Below are 16823 nucleotides of genomic sequence, written 5' to 3' on the forward strand. Positions count from 1 at the left end.
AGGTTAAAAGTACCAGTTACGCTCGACCTGAACAACTGGCTGATGGGGGTTGCCCGCAATAGCTGCCCTGACTTTATCAGCTGTTGCGTTATTGATCGTCCCTATTTTTTCGACTAAAGTCCAGGGAAATGTACCAAACGTTAGGAACTCGGCCTGCTTACCTTCTTTGATGCGCGGGTCTCTAAAGTCGGTTGAGGCAACAGCCGCCCAGTTAACCTGATCTAGCTCAGCGCGTCGTCCATAGAACTGGGTGACACGAGCTCCTGCATTGCCATCGGTAAAAGCCCAGGGGACAGGCTGAACATCAGCCCATGTAACTACCGCATCGAAGCTTGCTTCTAGGTGAACGATGGGCTGCTGTCCGCCTCGGTAGGTCAGTTCGGGGTTGTTCGCTTTGTACAGGATATAGAGCATGACGGAGCGGGGACAAAAGTAGAACGGTACATATTGCCCTACTGTGGTGCCAGGACAGATCGAGACCTCGATCTCTTCGAGCCGTCGGTGCTTAATTTCAGGCATGCCAACCACTGAACAATTCATGCTCTGAGCAAGGCGAATGGCATCGGACACCAACTGGCCACTCGCGGCTATGGAGGCGAGGTTGTCTAGATGGGTGATGTGGTAAATCTTGGGATTGGCGGGTACTGCCGTCATGCGGCTTCATCCTCGGCTGTGGCTTCAAGGTAGCTGTCAGCGTCGGAGTCTAGTTCTGGGTTGGGGAGGTCGTCTTCAAGGGGCTCTGGCTCGTCTAGCTCTGCGGGCAGGTGGGCGGAGGCCTCGCGCACGTCGAGTTTGCCGGTAACGACATCGGCGATCAGGCGGGTACGGAATTCGCGAAGAAGAGAAATATCGTCATGTGTACAAGCAATCGCTTTTTCAAGATCGCTGCATCTCTTTTCGATTTCCGAAGCGATACATTTTTGTTCATTCAATGGAGGTAGAACTATCTCGTAGTTCTTAATTCTCTCTACATTCACATGTGGGGAGGTCGCGCCAATAATATCGCCTGATGCCTGAGCATAAACATGGCGGCAGTTGAGCTGCCACATGATGAATTCACTGTCTTGAGAAGAACGAATGCGAAAGGCCATCATTCTTTGCGAAATGCACAACTCGACACCTTCCGGCACAATTGCAGCAATCCCAAAACGCTCCCCTTCACGACTATATAGAATATCTCCTGCTCTTGGAGTCATCCTTGATGTCCACAAAAGATATTGTTCTTCATTTACACGTCTCACAGTTTTGAGACGTAGCTTCCCTGGTTCAATATCTGCTGTTCGAATGGCAGGATAAATACCATCATCAACGTACTCGGGTGTTGCATGCAGGCAATCAACAATTTGTGATGCCTCAAATTTTAATCTTGATACTTCCCAATGGTCTGGAATGTCGCCGAGCCATTCGATGCCGGAGGGCTTGAGAGGGACGGTGGGATCGAGGCCACGGGTAACGGCTTGGTTGATGATGATTTGTTTTTGTTCTTCGAGCAGCTTGATGAGTTTTTGCTTACTGCGAATGTAGCGGCGGATGCGGCGATCGGCGTAGTCGAGAAAAGTTGCAATTTGGGTTTGTTCGGGTAGGGGAGGAATAACGGTTGCTGCTCGCTTAAGGTGAAGCCAATACAGATTCCTTTGAATAGAGCCCACCCCCTTCGAACACACCAGGTACTGAGCGACCATTGCCCTGTCGGAAAACAGCTTGTCGGCAAACTCACGATCAAGGCGTTTGTCGAGAGCTAATACGAGATAAGCAGGGCTCACGATACCGGTATATCTGGACACACCAACGGAACCACGCCACGCCTGTTGGTTGTTTAGGACAAAGTCACCTGGTTCGACGAGTTGGTACTTCGATAAGTCCTCACTAGTCGTGTTGGTGCGTTTTTCCTCGACCGATGTGAATGGAATGACTCCCCGTCCGAGGTAAACAGATAAGAGATCACGGTGCTCTTCATTCGTCACCTTTCGAGGTCTCGCAATCGAGGAAAGGGGTACAACCTCCCAATGCTCTGGGACTTCTCCCAACCACGGCAACCCAGAATCCTTATAGGCCGAATAGGGTTTCAACTCACCAATCATTCTGTTCCCTCACCACTGCCCATCTGTTTCTCAAACGCCTGCCGAATTAGCCCCATAACATAGGGCAACTCCTCCAGCGTCTCTAGACCAATCTCCACATCGCCATTGCCCCACCGGCCCAGGTTGGTTACATCTTTACACAGCCCCTTGGGGTCATAGACCTCCGGGAACTGCATATTCAACGTCAGACGCAGCCGCTTGGCCTGGGGCACCACATCAACAAAGTTGGTCTCTGCCTTATAAGCCACATAGAGCTTGAGAAACTCCTCATTGACCACCGGGTCGAGGGCGAGTACCTGGGCGCGAAATGCCTCAAACACCTCTCGCATTGAGGCGGCAATCAAGAACGGGTGGTCATTGATGGTATATCCATCCGTTTTCTGGGGCTTGGCTCGGTAGGCATCCAGCATGTCGGGGGCAATAGCAGGGGCCTTCCACACGCCTACGGCCTGACCCGCCAACCGCTCTGCCCTTACGGCAATTGCGGCTTCATCCCAGATTTCGACTTGCCCCAGCTTGGCATTGAGCTTAATTGGGCTTTCCTTAAATCCGCCTGCCATATCGCGCTTCTCAGGGAAGGGGCGATCGCTGTATTCGGAGTTGTAGCCCGTCAATGTGAGGTTGCCCAACGTATGCAGCCAGGTCTGTTGAACGCGCTGCCATTCAGGGCCAAGAGCTTCCTGCCATGCCAGTGAGAGGTTCTCGTTCTGCGGCAGGATGTGCTCGATGGTGAATTCATCGACCAGCACGCGCTCTTTGCGATCGTGGTTTTCCATACGGCGCAGCCAGTAGGATCGGCTACGAAACTTGTAGAGGTCGCGTACTTTGATCTCACGCTTAAACTCCTCGTCCTTTGGGAATCGCCGATAGGATGGCAGCAACATGAAATGAGCCTGGATGCTTTCCAGGTAGCGATCCTTCTTGAACGCACGGCTAAAGGTGGCAAAGGTTTTGTTCATCGAGTTGGTGGGGATGGCACACACCGCCCGACGAAACACGTAGGCTTCTGTCAGCCGTACCGCCTCTAGCAGGTGCTCTATTGGCAGGAGGTCGTTTTGGTAATCGTGGTAAAGCTCCAGTAAAAATGGATAGGCTACATCCACCTTTAATTCCCGCAGATCCCGAAAGGCTTCGGCCAAGTCCTTGTCGGTCTCCTTGCTCAAAGCCATGGCGCAAAAATACCGGGCATAGGCATGGATATCGGCCACGAGCTGATCAACTCCGGCAGCATGGCTGTCGTCGGACCGCACATGGTTTTTGAACGCCTCATAGACATCGCGGATATTGGGAATCTCGCCAGTCTTCACGGTCAGGTAGTGGCGCATAAAGCTGTCGAAGTAGCTGCCGTAAGCTTCCTGGCCAAACTCCACCTCCATCGGTCGCCAGTGGTCTTCGTACAGCCGAGTCTGGTGGTCAGGCTCCAGCCCCATGAGAATGAAATTGCGGATCAGGTCGGCCTGGCTTAGCTCTCGCCCGGTCGAGTTCATGCTCTCAAAAATGAGCTGGGGGTTATCTTGGTCTCGGTTAAGCGCCACATCTACGATCACGAGCTTAGACAACCCCTTACAGAGCACAGTAAGGTCATCTTTGTAGGCAATGATCTGCTTCTCGAAAAACTCGAAGTTCTCTCGCACGCGCAGCGATTGCTCTTTGGGTAAGTCCTTTTGCTGTACCAGGGCTAGCAGGGTGTCTTTGTCGGTCTGGGTCAAGAGCAATTTGTATCGGCGATCGCCACTCTCCAGCGGGTTAAGCAAGTAATAGCTACGCAGCTTGATAGCTGAGAACCCATCTAACGGCTCAGTATCGCCCAGTTGCCGGGCCAGCGCCTCTAGCAGCAGCGTTATGGTAGTGAGCCGCTGCTGTCCATCAATGACGAGCAGCGGTGGCTGATTCATCACCTGAAAGAGGCCTTTCTCGATGTACACCACCGAACCGATGAAGTGTACCGAGATATTGTCATTGAGACCCGCCCGTAGGACATCATCCCAGAGCTGGCGACATTCTTTTTCAGTCCACGAGTATGTACGCTGGTAAATCGGAATGATGAATTGCGTGGATTTCTTCAGAAAGTCGAGTAGCTTGGCTTCAGTTGCCTTCATGTCAGGCCAATGCCCCCAATAATTTCCTCTAGTAAGCCCTTATTCTCGTTCTCAAGAGCCACAATATCGGCGCGGATATCGGCAAGGGTGCGCAGCGGCTGGGGCTTGTAGAAGTAGCGCGTAAAGCTCACCTCATAACCAATTTTGATACTGCTCGCATCCACCCAGGCATCGGCGGCGTGGGGCAGCACCTCCCGCTCAATGAACGCCGCAATGCCACCAGGCTCTAGCAAAGGCACCTGCTCTGTGTCGCGCAGTTCCGTATCCGGTTCGTATTCCACCACGCAGGCTTTTCCATCTACATCAGCCTCATAGCGACCATAGAGTACGTTGGCTTCGGCCTTGCCTGGTTTGTGGATCTTCTTAATTACCGGCTGAGCGGCGTCATCCTTTTGGGCCAGTTCAGCTTGCAGGAGCTTCTCGCGTTTGGCGGTGAGCTTGACATTGCTCTGGGTGGCCAGCTTCTTTAGCGCTGCCAAAAACTCGTTGTAGTCGTTGTGCAAGCCCGCGCCTAATACCTCATGGGCCTGATCCACCAGGTTCGCCAGAGGCTCTTCCTTGAGCGGTGTACAGACTCGACGAAACGCCGTACAGGTTTCTGGATTTAACGTCACCTGAAGCCGTAGAGGACGCTCTACGGTCACCTTCCAGTACCCAAAGGCCTGATTGGGGAAGATCTTGGATTCTTCACTCTCGTCAAAAGCCAAAAAGGTATCGCAGACCTTTTGAATATCTTCCTCCGACAACTCGCAGTTCTTTTTGCCCAGGTTTTTGCGCAGCGGCCTAAACCACTTCGTCGCGTCAATTAACTGCACCTTGCCCCTACGGTGGTCAGGCTTGCGGTTGCTTAAGACCCAGATGTAAGTAGCGATACCCGTGTTGTAGAACATGTTGAGCGGCAGGGCGACGATCGCCTCTAACCAGTCGCTTTCAATAATCCAGCGACGGATGTTGCTCTCCCCCTGGCCTGCATCGCCGGTAAACAGCGACGAGCCGTTGTGGACTTCCGCAATACGGCTACCCAGGGCGGTGCCATGCTTCATCTTGGCGAGCATGTTCGCCAAAAACATCATCTGGCCATCGCTTGAGCGGGTAATCAGCGAGTACTCCGGATCCCCAGCATGTTCGATCATGAAGCGAGGATCTTTCATCTCGCTTTTGCCACCCATGCGCTCTAGATCACCCTTCCAGCTCTTGCCATAGGGCGGATTGGACAGCATGAAGTCAAATTCACGAGCTGGGAAGGCGTCGTTGGCCAAGGTCGAATGCTCGGGGCCACCGATGATATTGTCGGCGGCTTCGCCTTCGCCTTTCAGCAGCAGGTCGGCTTTAGCGATCGCATAGGTCTCGGCGTTAATCTCTTGCCCGTAGAGATAGGTAGAAACCTGCTTGTCGTGGGCTTTCGCTAACTCTTGGAGGGTCTCTTCTGCAACGGTCAGCATTCCCCCTGTGCCGCAAGCTCCGTCGTAGAGCAGGTAGGTGCCCGATTCAATCTGGTCAGCAATGGGCAGAAAGATCAGCCGGGCCATCAGCTTCACGGCATCCCGTGGTGTCCAGTGCTCTCCAGCTTCTTCGTTGTTCTCTTCGTTGAAGCGGCGTACCAGCTCCTCGAAGATGGTGCCCATGGCGTGGTTATCGAGCCCAGGATGTTTCACCGATCCGTCGCCATTGAGCACAGGCTTGGGGCTGAGGTTGATAGCCGGGTCGAGCAGCTTCTCAATCAGCGTCCCCAATGCATCGGCTTTGGAGAGCCGTGGAATCTGGTTGCGGAACTCGAAGTTATCGAGAATATCCTGCACGTTGGAGGAGAATCCATCTAGATAATCCTCGAAATCAGCTTTGAGCTGTTGCTGACTGCCGCGATTGCGCAAATCTCGCAGGGTGAACTTGGAAGTGTTGTAGAAAGCTTGTCCTGCGGCCTGTCGCAACGCCACCTCTTGATTGACGATTTCGGCAGCATCTAGATTCGCTTTCATATCAAGCACTGCCTGCTTGGTCGCCTCCAGTTCGGCATCCAGGCGGCGAAGCACTGTCATCGGGAGAATCACATCGCGGTACTTGCCTCGAACATAGAGATCGCGGAGGACATCATCTGCTATGCCCCAAATAAAGTTAGCGATCCAGTTGAGTTGGGCCTGTTCCATTCAAATCTCTGTGGTTGAAAACCGTTGTCAATCATCGAGAGCGATCGCTCTAGTACAGCCAGAATGCCCTGGCATGACGTTGAGCGGGTAGTTCTTCTGACAGTCTTAATACTCTTTCAGGGTAGGGGAGTACAAATCTGGGTTCTTTGATGCAGGTATTCAACCCTGCTTATTGGTGCGTATGAATCTCGCTGACCCGGCAGCCGGTGTAGTAGCAGATCGAGAAGAGCGCCCTTATCTTCGGGCTCAGCTCCGCCACCACCTGCTCGAAGAGATCTGCCGACCAAATTTCGGCCTGATCGTGGCGATCGCGCTTCGGCACGGGGACACTTTAGAAATGGATCCAAACAAGCCCTGAAAATGCTGGCCTACTCTTTTTGTAATTTCAGCAAGTACAGTTTATCGATTTATCAGTGGTTTCAGCGAATCTACGCAAAAACAGCCATCCTTATTGAGAATCTGCCTCTCTTTTTGAGAATGCCAAATCACTGAATATTAGCCTCCGCCTGAGTTAACCCTGTTAACCCGATTAATCAGTTTTGGAATACAAAATGCAACCCAGCCATTCCCCAGCTTGGGTTAACCACGTTAACGGAGTTATCAGGATGCGTTTAGCTCTCGTCGCGGGCCGGGTGCCCCAGTCCTATGTGGACCAACTCGACAAAATTGGGGCTGAGACCGGGAAGTGTCAGAGTGAGCTGGTGCGGGATGCGATCGCTGCTTACCTCGACAAGACTGAGCCCGAAGCCGTGGAGAAGATGAGCCGCTGCGTGGCCCAGCTAGAGAAGCAGGTCAAGGCGCTGATTTTGACGCAGACTTCTTAAGCCAAGGGGCCAGACACTTTTCCGAGCAAGCTAAGCATGAAATACGAAGCTGCATACTCTATTTATCGCTGACGTCGCCAGCGGACGTCTAATTTAGCGCCACCACCTGTGCTCTTATACTCAACCTTAATTGAGTACACACCTCTCCTAAAGTTCAGACAATTTTTTGGATAACCTCCAGGTTCAGGATACCAATCGCTTAAAACCAATGAATCATTGACAAACACCTTAGTGTAATTACCCCTCTTTTGAGTAACACTAAAACAGTAAACACCATTATCAAAATTCCGCCGACCATATATTTTTGCTGAAAATAGAACACCAGCTCCTTGAGGAAACATCGGTGGTCGGCTATTTCTTCCCCACACATAACCTAAGCTACTGTCGTTTGGAAACTGCCCTGGGAACATGCCATAACCCCTTAAGGCACCAAAATCTTGATCATAATATTGTGCCCACCATTGCCCTCCTTGAATAACCGAGACAGGGTTAGATGGGTCAGAAACAGGGCGTGGAACCTCAGGAAGCTCCGTATTCAGATAACAAGTAACTGCCTCAACAACATTGGTATTTCCAATTACCGCTACATTACAGTCTCCAACTATATCAACAGACGGATTTTGCGCATAGCCTCCATCTTGGTTGCTCGCAGAAACAATTGCCGTTGTCAAAACAACAGCAATTAAACGATTTATTTTCATTTTCAGCTCCTGGAATAAATAATTCCCTTCAAGTTTATTGAAGGGAATTAAAAAAGCATTTAATTCATGAAAAAGGGCTACTTAACCGAACTCCCATTGCCAATTGCGTTACCACTACCCACAATCTGATTATTGCCATTGCCTGTAATATTTGCCGAAGGATGGTTTCCATCAGAAAATGGCGAATAAGGATTACCAACTACGGTGTTCCCATTGCCAATTGCGTTACCACTACCCACAAGCTGATTATTGCCATTGCCTGCAATGTTTGCCGAAGGATAGTTTCCATCAGAAAATGGCGAATAAGGATTACCAACTACGGTGTTCCCATTGCCAATTGCGTTACCACTACCCACAATCTGATTATTAAAATCCCCTTGAATGCTTTGAGCAAGGCGCATCTCTTGCGGACTTGAAATCGACAGGATGCCAACCAAGAGCCCGCCCACGCCACTACCCACTGTTAAAGCAACAATGATGGGATTATCCCCCCAGTTTCTCCAAGACGAGCGCTTTACCTTTGCTGTTCGTTTGCTTAATGCCATTGCTTCGTACCCTTATAGAGAAGACACGACACGTAACCAAGAAAACGTATGCAGGAAACCTAGCCCTGCGGTAGAACACCCGTATCAAAAAAGATAACCTTACTTAGAAGAATTGGTCAAGTACACTCTTGACAAAAGTCACCTTTTGTCAGTCACTGATCTCCTCAAGCTTGTCAGCAGGTGCTCCTACCAACTGCTCCAGAGCCGCTACTAACCGACCCTGGGCGATCGCCATCTCCACCCTACGGGCCTCCAAATCTTCAGTCTGCTGCCACACCGTTAGCATGGTGCCGGTGGTACCCTCGCCCATGCGGTAGCCCACCTCCATTACCGCCTGCCGGTGCCGCTGGGTAACAATCTGCGAATCCAATAACTCAAGCTGTCGGCCCATCTGCTCGTACCCCAACACCTGGTCGATCACCTCTCGGGCCAGGGCGGTGGCCACCTCCTCCCGCCGTCGAATTAGGTTAGCGGCCTCTACCTCGATCGCGGCCACTTGCAGGCGATCGCGTCCCACATCACCCCCGCCCAAGATGTTCTGCACCAATTGAAAGGGGTCAGCCGTAATCCAGTTAAACCATCAGCGAGACTCGGTATATTGCCGCTGCTCCGCCGCCAGCTCCATCCGCTGCTCAATAACCTGAATCTCCCGGCTGTTGAGAATCGCTCGGCTCGTCAACTCCCCCGGCATTCCGTCGAGCTGTCCAGGCACGGTAGCGCCGCCGTCGCGGATGAGCAAAGTAAGCTCCACACCCAAGCTGCCATCAGGGTTTTGCCCTAGCCACCGCACCCGCCGAATGCAAGCCCGCCCGCAGAACTCACAGCACCAGTTGACCTCGACCTTAATCCCGGTAGCGATCGCATCCCAGTTAGGCGGGTAAAGCTTGCGGTCCATCGGCATGGGACGTGTGCTCTCGCTTAGCTTCATCCCATAGAGTACTCGCCAGTTCCGAAATTAATTAAGTTCTTTCGTTGCCAGGCGCTAAGCCACTGGCAACGAAAACGAAAACCGGCTCCCCTCTCCCAGCTGGCTTTCCACGGCAACGGCACCCCCCTGCAACTCCACCAGATCTTTCACAATCGTCAGCCCCAACCCTTTTCCACCTGGGTTGCACCGCTGCGCCGCCTCAGAGCGCCGGTGCGGCTTAAATACCTCCTGGAGGTCAGCCGCCGCAATCCCCAGGCCAGTATCGACAACCGCCGTCCAGACGAAATTGTGCTTCACCTCAACCTCGACGGCAATGCTGCCTTGGGGCGTGTACAGCACCGCATTCTTCAGCAGGTTTTCTAGAACCTCATAGACCTGGTCAGGATCAGCCCACACCGAAGGTAGGGCATCAGGACATCGAACCGATATCGTCCGGCCACGGGCCACGGGCAGCGACGACACCAGCTCCACCACCTCACCGATGATGGCGGGCAGCGCACACACCTGACAGCGGGTCGGCAGATAATCGTCCATCCGCTTTGAATAGTCCGAGATCGCCTCCGCCAGGCGGTTCACCCGCTCTATTTGCCGCAGCTGCTTGCCCAACAGGTCAGGCGTCAATGGCCGAGTCCCCTGGCGGGCCAACTCCAAATCCCCCTTGAGTACCGTCAGGGGCGTGTTGAGCTCATGCATCAGCACGGCCAGTCGCTGTCGCCGCCGCTGCTCCACCGTCTGTAGACTCATCGCCAAGCGGTTAAAGTCAACCGCTAAGCGCCGCAGCTCCGGCACATCGCTCAGGGGGGCTCGCGCCTCCAGGTCACCCGCCATGAACGCCGCTATTGCCTGCCGCAACGCCTTGAGCGGCCTGACGACAATTTCTCCCGACGACAGACTTAGAAAGACGACCATCGTGATCACCGCCAGACCGACTTCTAATCCCCCCTCCGCCAGCGAGGGATAGATCGCCGTAAGGCTCAGCGCAATCAACACCCCCAACCCCAACGTCAGAATGTGGGAAGTCAGCAGCTGTATCTGCAACGGCGCAGAGCGCCAGGCCTGCTTAATCGATGGCATCTTCAAACTTGTATCCCACCCTTCTGACAGTTTTGACCAACGGGTTCACCCCCTCCGGCACCCGCAGTTTCGAGCGGAGTTCCTTCCGCAATCGCTTAACGCAAGAATCGACCGTAGTGTGTTCATCCCCCGAGTGATCGAGGCCCCAGATATCGTCCAGTAACTGCGACCTGAGGTAAACGTGCCCCGGCTGTCGGGCCAGTTTTGCCAGCAAGTCAAACTCCACCGCCGAGAGCACCACATCAACCCAGTCATTGTTCAACGACGCCCGGACGCTGCACCGCCGATGGGTCTGGTGCAGCCGCAGATATTGATACTGAATCAACGCCGTATCGGCCCCGACCGCGTGCTCTTCATGGCGTAACTCGCGCCGCAGCAGCCCCCGCAGCCGCAGGATTAACATGTCAGGGCTAAAGGGCTTAGTCATATAGTCATCGGCCCCGGTGGCACGACCCAATAATTCATCGGTCTGCTCCCGTCGCGCCGTCAGCATCAAGATATAGGGGTCTCGCCTCAGCGCCAGCCGTCGGACATGAGTACAGACTTCAATGCCATCCATACCGGGCAGCATCAAATCCAGAACGATGATATCGGGCTGGAGCTGCTTGCAAAGCTCCAGCCCCCGTTCGCCCGTCTCAGCCAGATAGCCGGTGTAGCCCGCCGCCTGAATACAAGCCTGAATGGTATCGGCCACATCCGCGTCATCTTCAATGATGAGTACAACCGCCATGGCAATCGTCAGAGTAAGGAATGGCTAGCCCCGCCGGTATCAGCGGTGCCCTACCTAGACTAGAGACGGAGGTGTGGCCGAGCCGGTTCTCAGAACGAGGCTAAAAATCGTCCAGGCCCGCCGCCGCCAGATCCATATCGACATCAATAAACGGGTCAGATTCAGCCTGCACCGACGACAGCGACTCCGCCGCCCTCGGCACCTCAGACAGCGGCTGAGGCCCAGGAGACTGAGCCATGACGAGCACCGGCGGTGCTCCAGAGATCGCCAAAAAACGGGTTTGAAGTTGCAGACTGCGCAGCTGCATATCTTCCAGCAGGGTTTGAGCCAGGGTCTGAAGCTCGGGCGGGCTGAGGTCTGGTTCCAACGCCCAGGGCAGGTAAAACACATTCAGCGCCCTGAGCACCGCTTCCCGCAGCGATATCGCTGGGTTCGTTTTGAGATAGGTGAAGAGCCGCCCCGCATCCGAATCCACTTCCACATCCAGGCGCAAGATCACCCGCTGCCGACGGCTCATGCTCGCACCTCCTGGGGTGCCCTGGTGCGGGCATGAGCCCTGGTGGCCAACCACTTCACCCCGCCATAGCAGTCGGCAAAGCGCACCTGGTCGATTGCAGAGGTTACCTCCTGAAGCCGGTACGCCATTTCTTGAGCCAGATCGGGCAGCCAGTTGGGCGTCGCACCGGGCAACGTCGCCAGGTAGTCCGTCAGATGAGGCCGCAAGAGCGTCGCAGCGGTACCACCACCAATTAGCACCTCATACTCTGTCAAATCGAGGGCAGCAAAATGCTCGCTCAGATGGTGCCGCACCTGCTCCCAGTAAAAAGCCTCCGCCTCCTGCCTGCGCTGGGCCAGCGGAAACACCTTGCCCGGCTGGTCGGGAAACTGCACCGAATCCTGCTGCCTTAACAACGCCTGCACCAGGTAGGGATTCTCCGGTTCACAGAGGGTTTGGGCCACCGCTTCAAGGAAAGCGACATAGCCCAACTTTTCCGAATCACTGGGCTTCCCCGTCGGGGGCTTACCCTGGCGAAACACCAGAAAGCTCAAATCTCGATGGCCAATCATCAGCACGACATAGTTTTGGCGGCTGGCCTGATGCTGCTGCTTGCGCCAGAGCACCAGCCCCGCCGCCTCCGGCAGCACCTTAACGCTATCGATCTGGAGATCGTAGGCCTGTCCGCGATAGAGAAAGCGACCCGTTTCTTGCAGCCGCTGAGTCAGCTCCTCGGCCTCGGACAGATACTCCTCAAAGGGCAGCGCGATGCCGATATCCAGATGCAGAGTTTTCAGGTGATGGGTGTAAGCCATTTCCCCTACCGCGCCCAGGCTGCGGAGATGGGCCAGAGTGCTCTTGCGCAGGGTGGCTGTGGATTTGTTGGGACGCCCCTCGGCATCATCGGCCAGGGCATAGGCCTGATTGTTCCACTGGAGATAGGCTCCAGCCCCTAATCCACCGCCGTACTCCTGGCCCTGGTGACGCAGCACCTCCAGCTCCGAGGGCGGCAAATCCGCCACCTTGGGTGGACAGGCATAGCCATAGCAGCGGTTGCCATCGGTTAAACAGGCCTTGGTGCCCGACATCCCAAGGTCGATAAAGAGTTGATGGGTAGCCATAGAGGGTTCCTCCAGCGAAATGGGCGATCAGCGTTAGACGCGAACCCCAGGTGACCAGCCTGGGGTAGAGGCGTCAGACATCGGTGATTGGCGCACAATCTCCTCGACTCTAGACGATGAAACAGGCAGAGCCGGGGCGTCCCACGCCCCGGCTCTGCCCGTCTTGTCCCTTACGCTGACGGCTATGTCCAGGAGGACTTCGCTGTTGAGGGACTTGTAGCCCCATGCTATCGATGTGCTCGGTCTCCGCTGCCCAGGCCGAAACTTACTACGAAAAAGACGACTACTACACCGCAGGCACCGACGCAGCCCGCTCAGCTGCCCGCTGGTATGGCCAGGGCGCAAACACCCTCGGACTCCAAGGCGAGGTCAAGCCCGAGGACTTCAAAGCTCTGCTCCACGGCACTGCCCCCAACGGTGACTGCCTCCATGCCCGTGCCATCGATCCCACCCGTCACCGGGCGGCCACCGACTACACCTTCTCAGCCCCCAAGAGCATTTCCATTGCCGGGTTGGTGCAAGGCGACGAGCGAGTGATCTCAGCCCATAATCAGGCCGTCGATACTGCCCTAGGCGTTTTGCAAGAGCGCTTTGCCCAAGCTCGAGTCAGCACCCCTGAAGGACGGCAGCGGGTGGTGACCGGCAACATCGTCGCGGCAGTGTTTCAGCACGACAGCAGCCGCGAACTCGACCCGCAGCTCCACAGCCACTGCGTGGTAATGAATACCACCCAGCTACCCGATGGAGCCTGGCGTAGCCTCAGCAATGAAGAGATCGTGGCCAATCAGATCCTGCTGGGGCAGATCTATCAAAACGAGCTGGCCTACCAATTGCGGCAGCTGGGCTATGACATCGACCCCCAGGGCAAAGGGCAATTTGAATTAAGCAACTACAGCCAACCTCTGCTCGGTACCTTCTCAACCCGCACCCGCCAGATCGAAACCTACCTCCAGCAGTGGCAGCAAAGTCTGGACGAAACCCAGGGTACCCCGCTCCACGCCAGCCAGAAAAAGCAGGCGACCCTGCGTACCCGAAAACGCAAACAGGCGGTGCCCCGCGAGGTGCTGCTGACAGCCTGGCAGCAGCAGATTAGCGACCAAAATCTCACTCTGCCGGAGGTGCCCCAACAGGGGCGAGATCTCTCCACTGCCGCCTACTATCAAGCAGACCAGATGGCCCGCGCGGGCACCGACCATGCCTCAGAGCGAGAGTCAGTATTTCGCCGGGGGAAGGTAGAGCGCTTTACCCTAGAACATGCTCTGGGTGAAATGCCGTTCGCCACTCTATCTCAGGCGATCTCAACCCAGGGCGAGCTGCTGTCAGTGGATGTGGTGAAAGACAAATGCACCACCGCCGCCGCCCTGCACCGAGAGCGAGACACCATTCAACTCATGCACCAGGGGCAGCACCAGTGGGCACCAATTCTAAGCGAAGCCGAACTCCAGGAGCAGTTGCATCAGTGGCCAACCCTGAGTGCTGGTCAGCAGCGGGCGCTCACCCTGGCCTTGACCAGTCGCGATCAGATGTTGGCCTGGCAGGGCCTGCCGGGTAGCGGCAAGACCTTTGTGTTGCAGGCCTTTAAACAATCGGCTGAAGCCCAAGGCTTTTCAGTGCGAGGATTTGCCCCCAGCGCCGAAGCGGCCAACGTGCTGGGCAAAGAAGCTGGCCTACCGACCGACACCGTGGCCAGCCTGCTGCACGCCCCAGGTTCAGCACCTGAACAACGAGAAATCTGGGTAATTGACGAGGCCGGGCTGCTCTCCGCCAAAGATGCCCACGGGCTCCTGATCCTGGCCGTGCAGCAGCAGGCTCGCGTCATTCTGGTGGGCGATACCCGTCAGCTCTCAGCGGTGGAGGCAGGTAACCCGTTCAAGAGTTTGCAGGCCGGAGGCATTCCAACCGCCTTTCTCGATGAGTCCCGACGACAAAAGACAGCGGCCCTCAAACAAGCGGTCAACCTGCTGGCCACTGACCAGACGGAAGCCGCCTTTCAAACCCTTGTGGGAGCGGGCGCGATTCAAACGATCAAATCGCCAGAGACCCGACTTCAGCAGGTGGCCACCGACTATCTGGCCCTCGACGAGGTAGAGCGCGACAAAACCCTGCTGCTCGCTGGAACTAACCAAGAGCGTCTGGCCCTCACTGCCCTGATTCGCACAGGGCTTCAGGCCCAAGACCAGTTGGATGCCGACGGCTTTACCCTGACCTCCCTGCGGCGCAAAGACCTGACCCAGGCCCAGTCAGGCTACGCCGCCCATTACGCCAGCGGCGATATCGTCATCGTCAACCAGCCGTACAAACGCCAATGCCTGGTGAAGCAGCAGCCCTACCAGGTGATCCAGGTGGATGCCCACCGCAACCGACTCACCTTGGCCAATGAAGCTGGTCAAATGCTGGAGATTGACCCAACGGCCTGCTCCAACAAGACGGTCTATACCCGCCAGGCAATACCCGTTGCCGTGGGCGATCGCCTGCGCTGGACCCGTAACGACCGGACGCAAAACATCCGCAACGGCCAGGCCTTTACCCTGAGTGCTATCAATGCCCAGGGCCAGGCCGAGGTCCGCTACCCCGATGGCCGCTGTGATGCCGTGGATTTAACTGGCTTGCAGTATGTCGATTACAGCCTGGTGAGCACCACCTATAGTGCCCAGGGCAAAACCGCCGACCGAGTGATGGCGATGGATGCCACCACCAGCCAGGAATCGTTTTATGTGGCCGTGTCGCGGGCCAAATACCAGCTCGCGCTCTACACCGCCGATCCGGATGACCTACTGCGTCAGGCGCAGCGATCCTCAGCCAAGGAGAACGTCAGCGACTATGTCCCCCTCTTTACCTTGGTGAATACCCATGCCCAGACCCCGGAAAGTACCGCCGCCGCCGCCCCCTCAGCAGTGGGCAATCGAGATGCCGCCAGGGATCTTGGCCGAGGCGCTGGTGAGCGCGTTGCAGCAGGCCTTGCTACCGCTCCAGCAGCAGATCGCGGGACTCCAGCAGGACAACGCCCAGCTGCGATCTCAGATCGAGGACTTGGTGAACCACCAGGCCCAATCGGAGCTGGTGCTAGGGCAGATGACCACCGAGCACAGCCACCTCCAGCAGACCTTGAACGCATTGCTCAAGGGGCTAGAGGCTGGCAGCAGCAGCGACAGCTCCAGACAATTGCAGGCACTTTTATCGGCCTTAGTGACACAGTTGAACGCGTTAAGTCAGCGGGTGAGCAGCAATCTCGATGGGCAGGAGCGCTCGCTCGCCTTGCTCATGAACTCGCTCGCGGCCTTGAACGGCGACGCCAGCAGCGGGAGCAGCGACAGCGGATCAGCGCCGAGCAGATGATGTGGGCTGAACGCCTCGTGCCGGAGGTGAGAGGTATCCTGACGCTAGCCAGGCAGGCAGGCGAGACCGAGCAAACTGGGCCTGACACCTGGGTACTCAAGGGCCGACACTACACGCTGTCGTTTTGCCAATCGACCGACACGATCTCCCTGGTCGCCCAGGATGGTCGCGGCGAGCTGCTCCGACTTCAGCGGCCCCAGGGAGCCTGGCAACCGCAGGTGGCCCAGGGCATCACGGTAGAGGATGTTGGTCAGATCCAAAAGGCCCATCGGCTGCTGCATCAGGCGATAGAAGCCCCCCAGCGCTTTCGTCAGGTTGAGATGGAACGCTAAGTGGAGCTTGTAACCCACTGTCTGGCTGTCCCCTCTTTCCCTAAAAAATGGTTCCAAGAGGGTGACCGGAATAACCGGGGGGAAGGGCCTCAAACTTTTATCCTGAAGTGCTTTGAGGGTGACCCAAATCAGGCGGGATTAGCGGCTCAAACGAGTTCACGGTCAAAGGCCAGGCTGGGAGCGGGGCTTATGTACCCTAAGCAAATGTGCTCTGTGACAGTGGCCACCTTGAGTGGCCTAAATATTGACTATGTTGGCTTGTGCCAGTTCCCCAAAGGTCTGATAGCTTCGTTCAGTCTTCTCTCTACCTTGAACCCTAGTCCAGGGAGCTGGATTCAAGACTGGACAAGAGTTTTAGCCTTAATCCCAACAGCGGAGGGGTTGCGGCGCGGCAACTCTTCAAAAAAACTGT

Annotated in this window: 15 protein-coding genes; 2 read left to right on the forward strand and 13 right to left on the reverse strand. The window is 55.6% G+C overall.

The window, feature by feature from the left end; all coding sequences use genetic code 11:
• Positions 1–3: 3 nt before the first annotated feature.
• The 5 genes from VB780_RS12795 to VB780_RS12815 all read right to left on the reverse strand — a co-directional run bounded on the left by VB780_RS12795 (position 4) and on the right by VB780_RS12815 (position 6646).
• Positions 4–654 (reverse strand): DUF4433 domain-containing protein, encoded by a 651-nt coding sequence (locus VB780_RS12795; RefSeq protein ID WP_323351544.1) that lies wholly within the window; start codon positions 652–654, stop codon positions 4–6.
• Positions 651–2081, reverse strand: a complete 1431-nt coding sequence (locus VB780_RS12800) for a restriction endonuclease subunit S (RefSeq protein WP_323351545.1) — start codon at positions 2079–2081, stop codon at positions 651–653. The genes VB780_RS12795 and VB780_RS12800 overlap by 4 nt, the downstream gene beginning before the upstream one ends.
• Positions 2078–4180, reverse strand: a complete 2103-nt coding sequence (locus VB780_RS12805; RefSeq protein WP_323351546.1) for a GmrSD restriction endonuclease domain-containing protein — start codon at positions 4178–4180, stop codon at positions 2078–2080. Before VB780_RS12805 ends, VB780_RS12800 begins: the two co-directional genes overlap by 4 nt.
• On the reverse strand, positions 4177–6324 hold the full coding sequence (locus tag VB780_RS12810; protein ID WP_323351547.1) for a class I SAM-dependent DNA methyltransferase: 2148 nt from the start codon (positions 6322–6324) through the stop codon (positions 4177–4179). The genes VB780_RS12805 and VB780_RS12810 overlap by 4 nt, the downstream gene beginning before the upstream one ends.
• A gap of 169 nt (positions 6325–6493) precedes the next feature.
• Positions 6494–6646 carry a hypothetical protein gene (locus VB780_RS12815; RefSeq protein ID WP_323351548.1) on the reverse strand — a complete coding sequence of 51 codons (153 nt, stop codon included), beginning with the start codon at positions 6644–6646 and terminating at the stop codon, positions 6494–6496.
• 283 nt (positions 6647–6929) lie between these two features.
• Here VB780_RS12815 and VB780_RS12820 point away from each other — a divergent pair, with 283 nt between their 5' ends.
• A complete protein-coding gene (locus VB780_RS12820) occupies positions 6930–7148 on the forward strand; it encodes a ribbon-helix-helix domain-containing protein (protein WP_323351549.1) in 219 nt (72 codons plus the stop codon).
• 62 nt (positions 7149–7210) lie between these two features.
• On the opposite strand, the gene VB780_RS12825 is transcribed toward VB780_RS12820, so the two are convergent.
• The 8 genes from VB780_RS12825 to VB780_RS12860 form a co-directional block, all read right to left on the reverse strand.
• Positions 7211–7849 carry a hypothetical protein gene (locus tag VB780_RS12825; protein WP_323351550.1) on the reverse strand — a complete coding sequence of 213 codons (639 nt, stop codon included), beginning with the start codon at positions 7847–7849 and terminating at the stop codon, positions 7211–7213.
• Between the two features lie 77 nt (positions 7850–7926).
• Complete coding sequence (locus VB780_RS12830; RefSeq protein ID WP_323351551.1) at positions 7927–8394, reverse strand: hypothetical protein; 468 nt, start codon at positions 8392–8394, stop codon at positions 7927–7929.
• A 148-nt stretch (positions 8395–8542) separates the two neighbouring features.
• Entirely contained in the window at positions 8543–8941 is a 399-nt protein-coding gene (locus VB780_RS12835) for a hypothetical protein (protein ID WP_323351552.1), read from the reverse strand.
• A gap of 33 nt (positions 8942–8974) precedes the next feature.
• Positions 8975–9295, reverse strand: a complete 321-nt coding sequence (locus VB780_RS12840) for a hypothetical protein (protein WP_323351553.1) — start codon at positions 9293–9295, stop codon at positions 8975–8977.
• An 81-nt stretch (positions 9296–9376) separates the two neighbouring features.
• A complete protein-coding gene (locus VB780_RS12845) occupies positions 9377–10396 on the reverse strand; it encodes a HAMP domain-containing sensor histidine kinase (RefSeq protein ID WP_323351554.1) in 1020 nt (339 codons plus the stop codon).
• Positions 10383–11126: a response regulator transcription factor gene (locus VB780_RS12850; protein ID WP_323351555.1), complete on the reverse strand. Its 744-nt coding sequence runs from the start codon at positions 11124–11126 to the stop codon at positions 10383–10385. Before VB780_RS12850 ends, VB780_RS12845 begins: the two co-directional genes overlap by 14 nt.
• A gap of 100 nt (positions 11127–11226) precedes the next feature.
• Entirely contained in the window at positions 11227–11643 is a 417-nt protein-coding gene (locus tag VB780_RS12855; protein WP_323351556.1) for a hypothetical protein, read from the reverse strand.
• Positions 11640–12743: a hypothetical protein gene (locus VB780_RS12860; protein WP_323351557.1), complete on the reverse strand. Its 1104-nt coding sequence runs from the start codon at positions 12741–12743 to the stop codon at positions 11640–11642. The genes VB780_RS12855 and VB780_RS12860 overlap by 4 nt, the downstream gene beginning before the upstream one ends.
• 224 nt (positions 12744–12967) lie before the next feature.
• Between VB780_RS12860 and mobF the strand changes: the two genes are divergently transcribed.
• Positions 12968–16411: a MobF family relaxase gene (gene mobF, locus VB780_RS12865; RefSeq protein WP_323351558.1), complete on the forward strand. Its 3444-nt coding sequence runs from the start codon at positions 12968–12970 to the stop codon at positions 16409–16411.
• The last annotated feature ends 412 nt before the right edge of the window (positions 16412–16823 follow it).

Source organism: Leptolyngbya sp. CCNP1308, assembly GCF_034932455.1.
Classification (GTDB): domain Bacteria; phylum Cyanobacteriota; class Cyanobacteriia; order Phormidesmidales; family Phormidesmidaceae; genus Nodosilinea.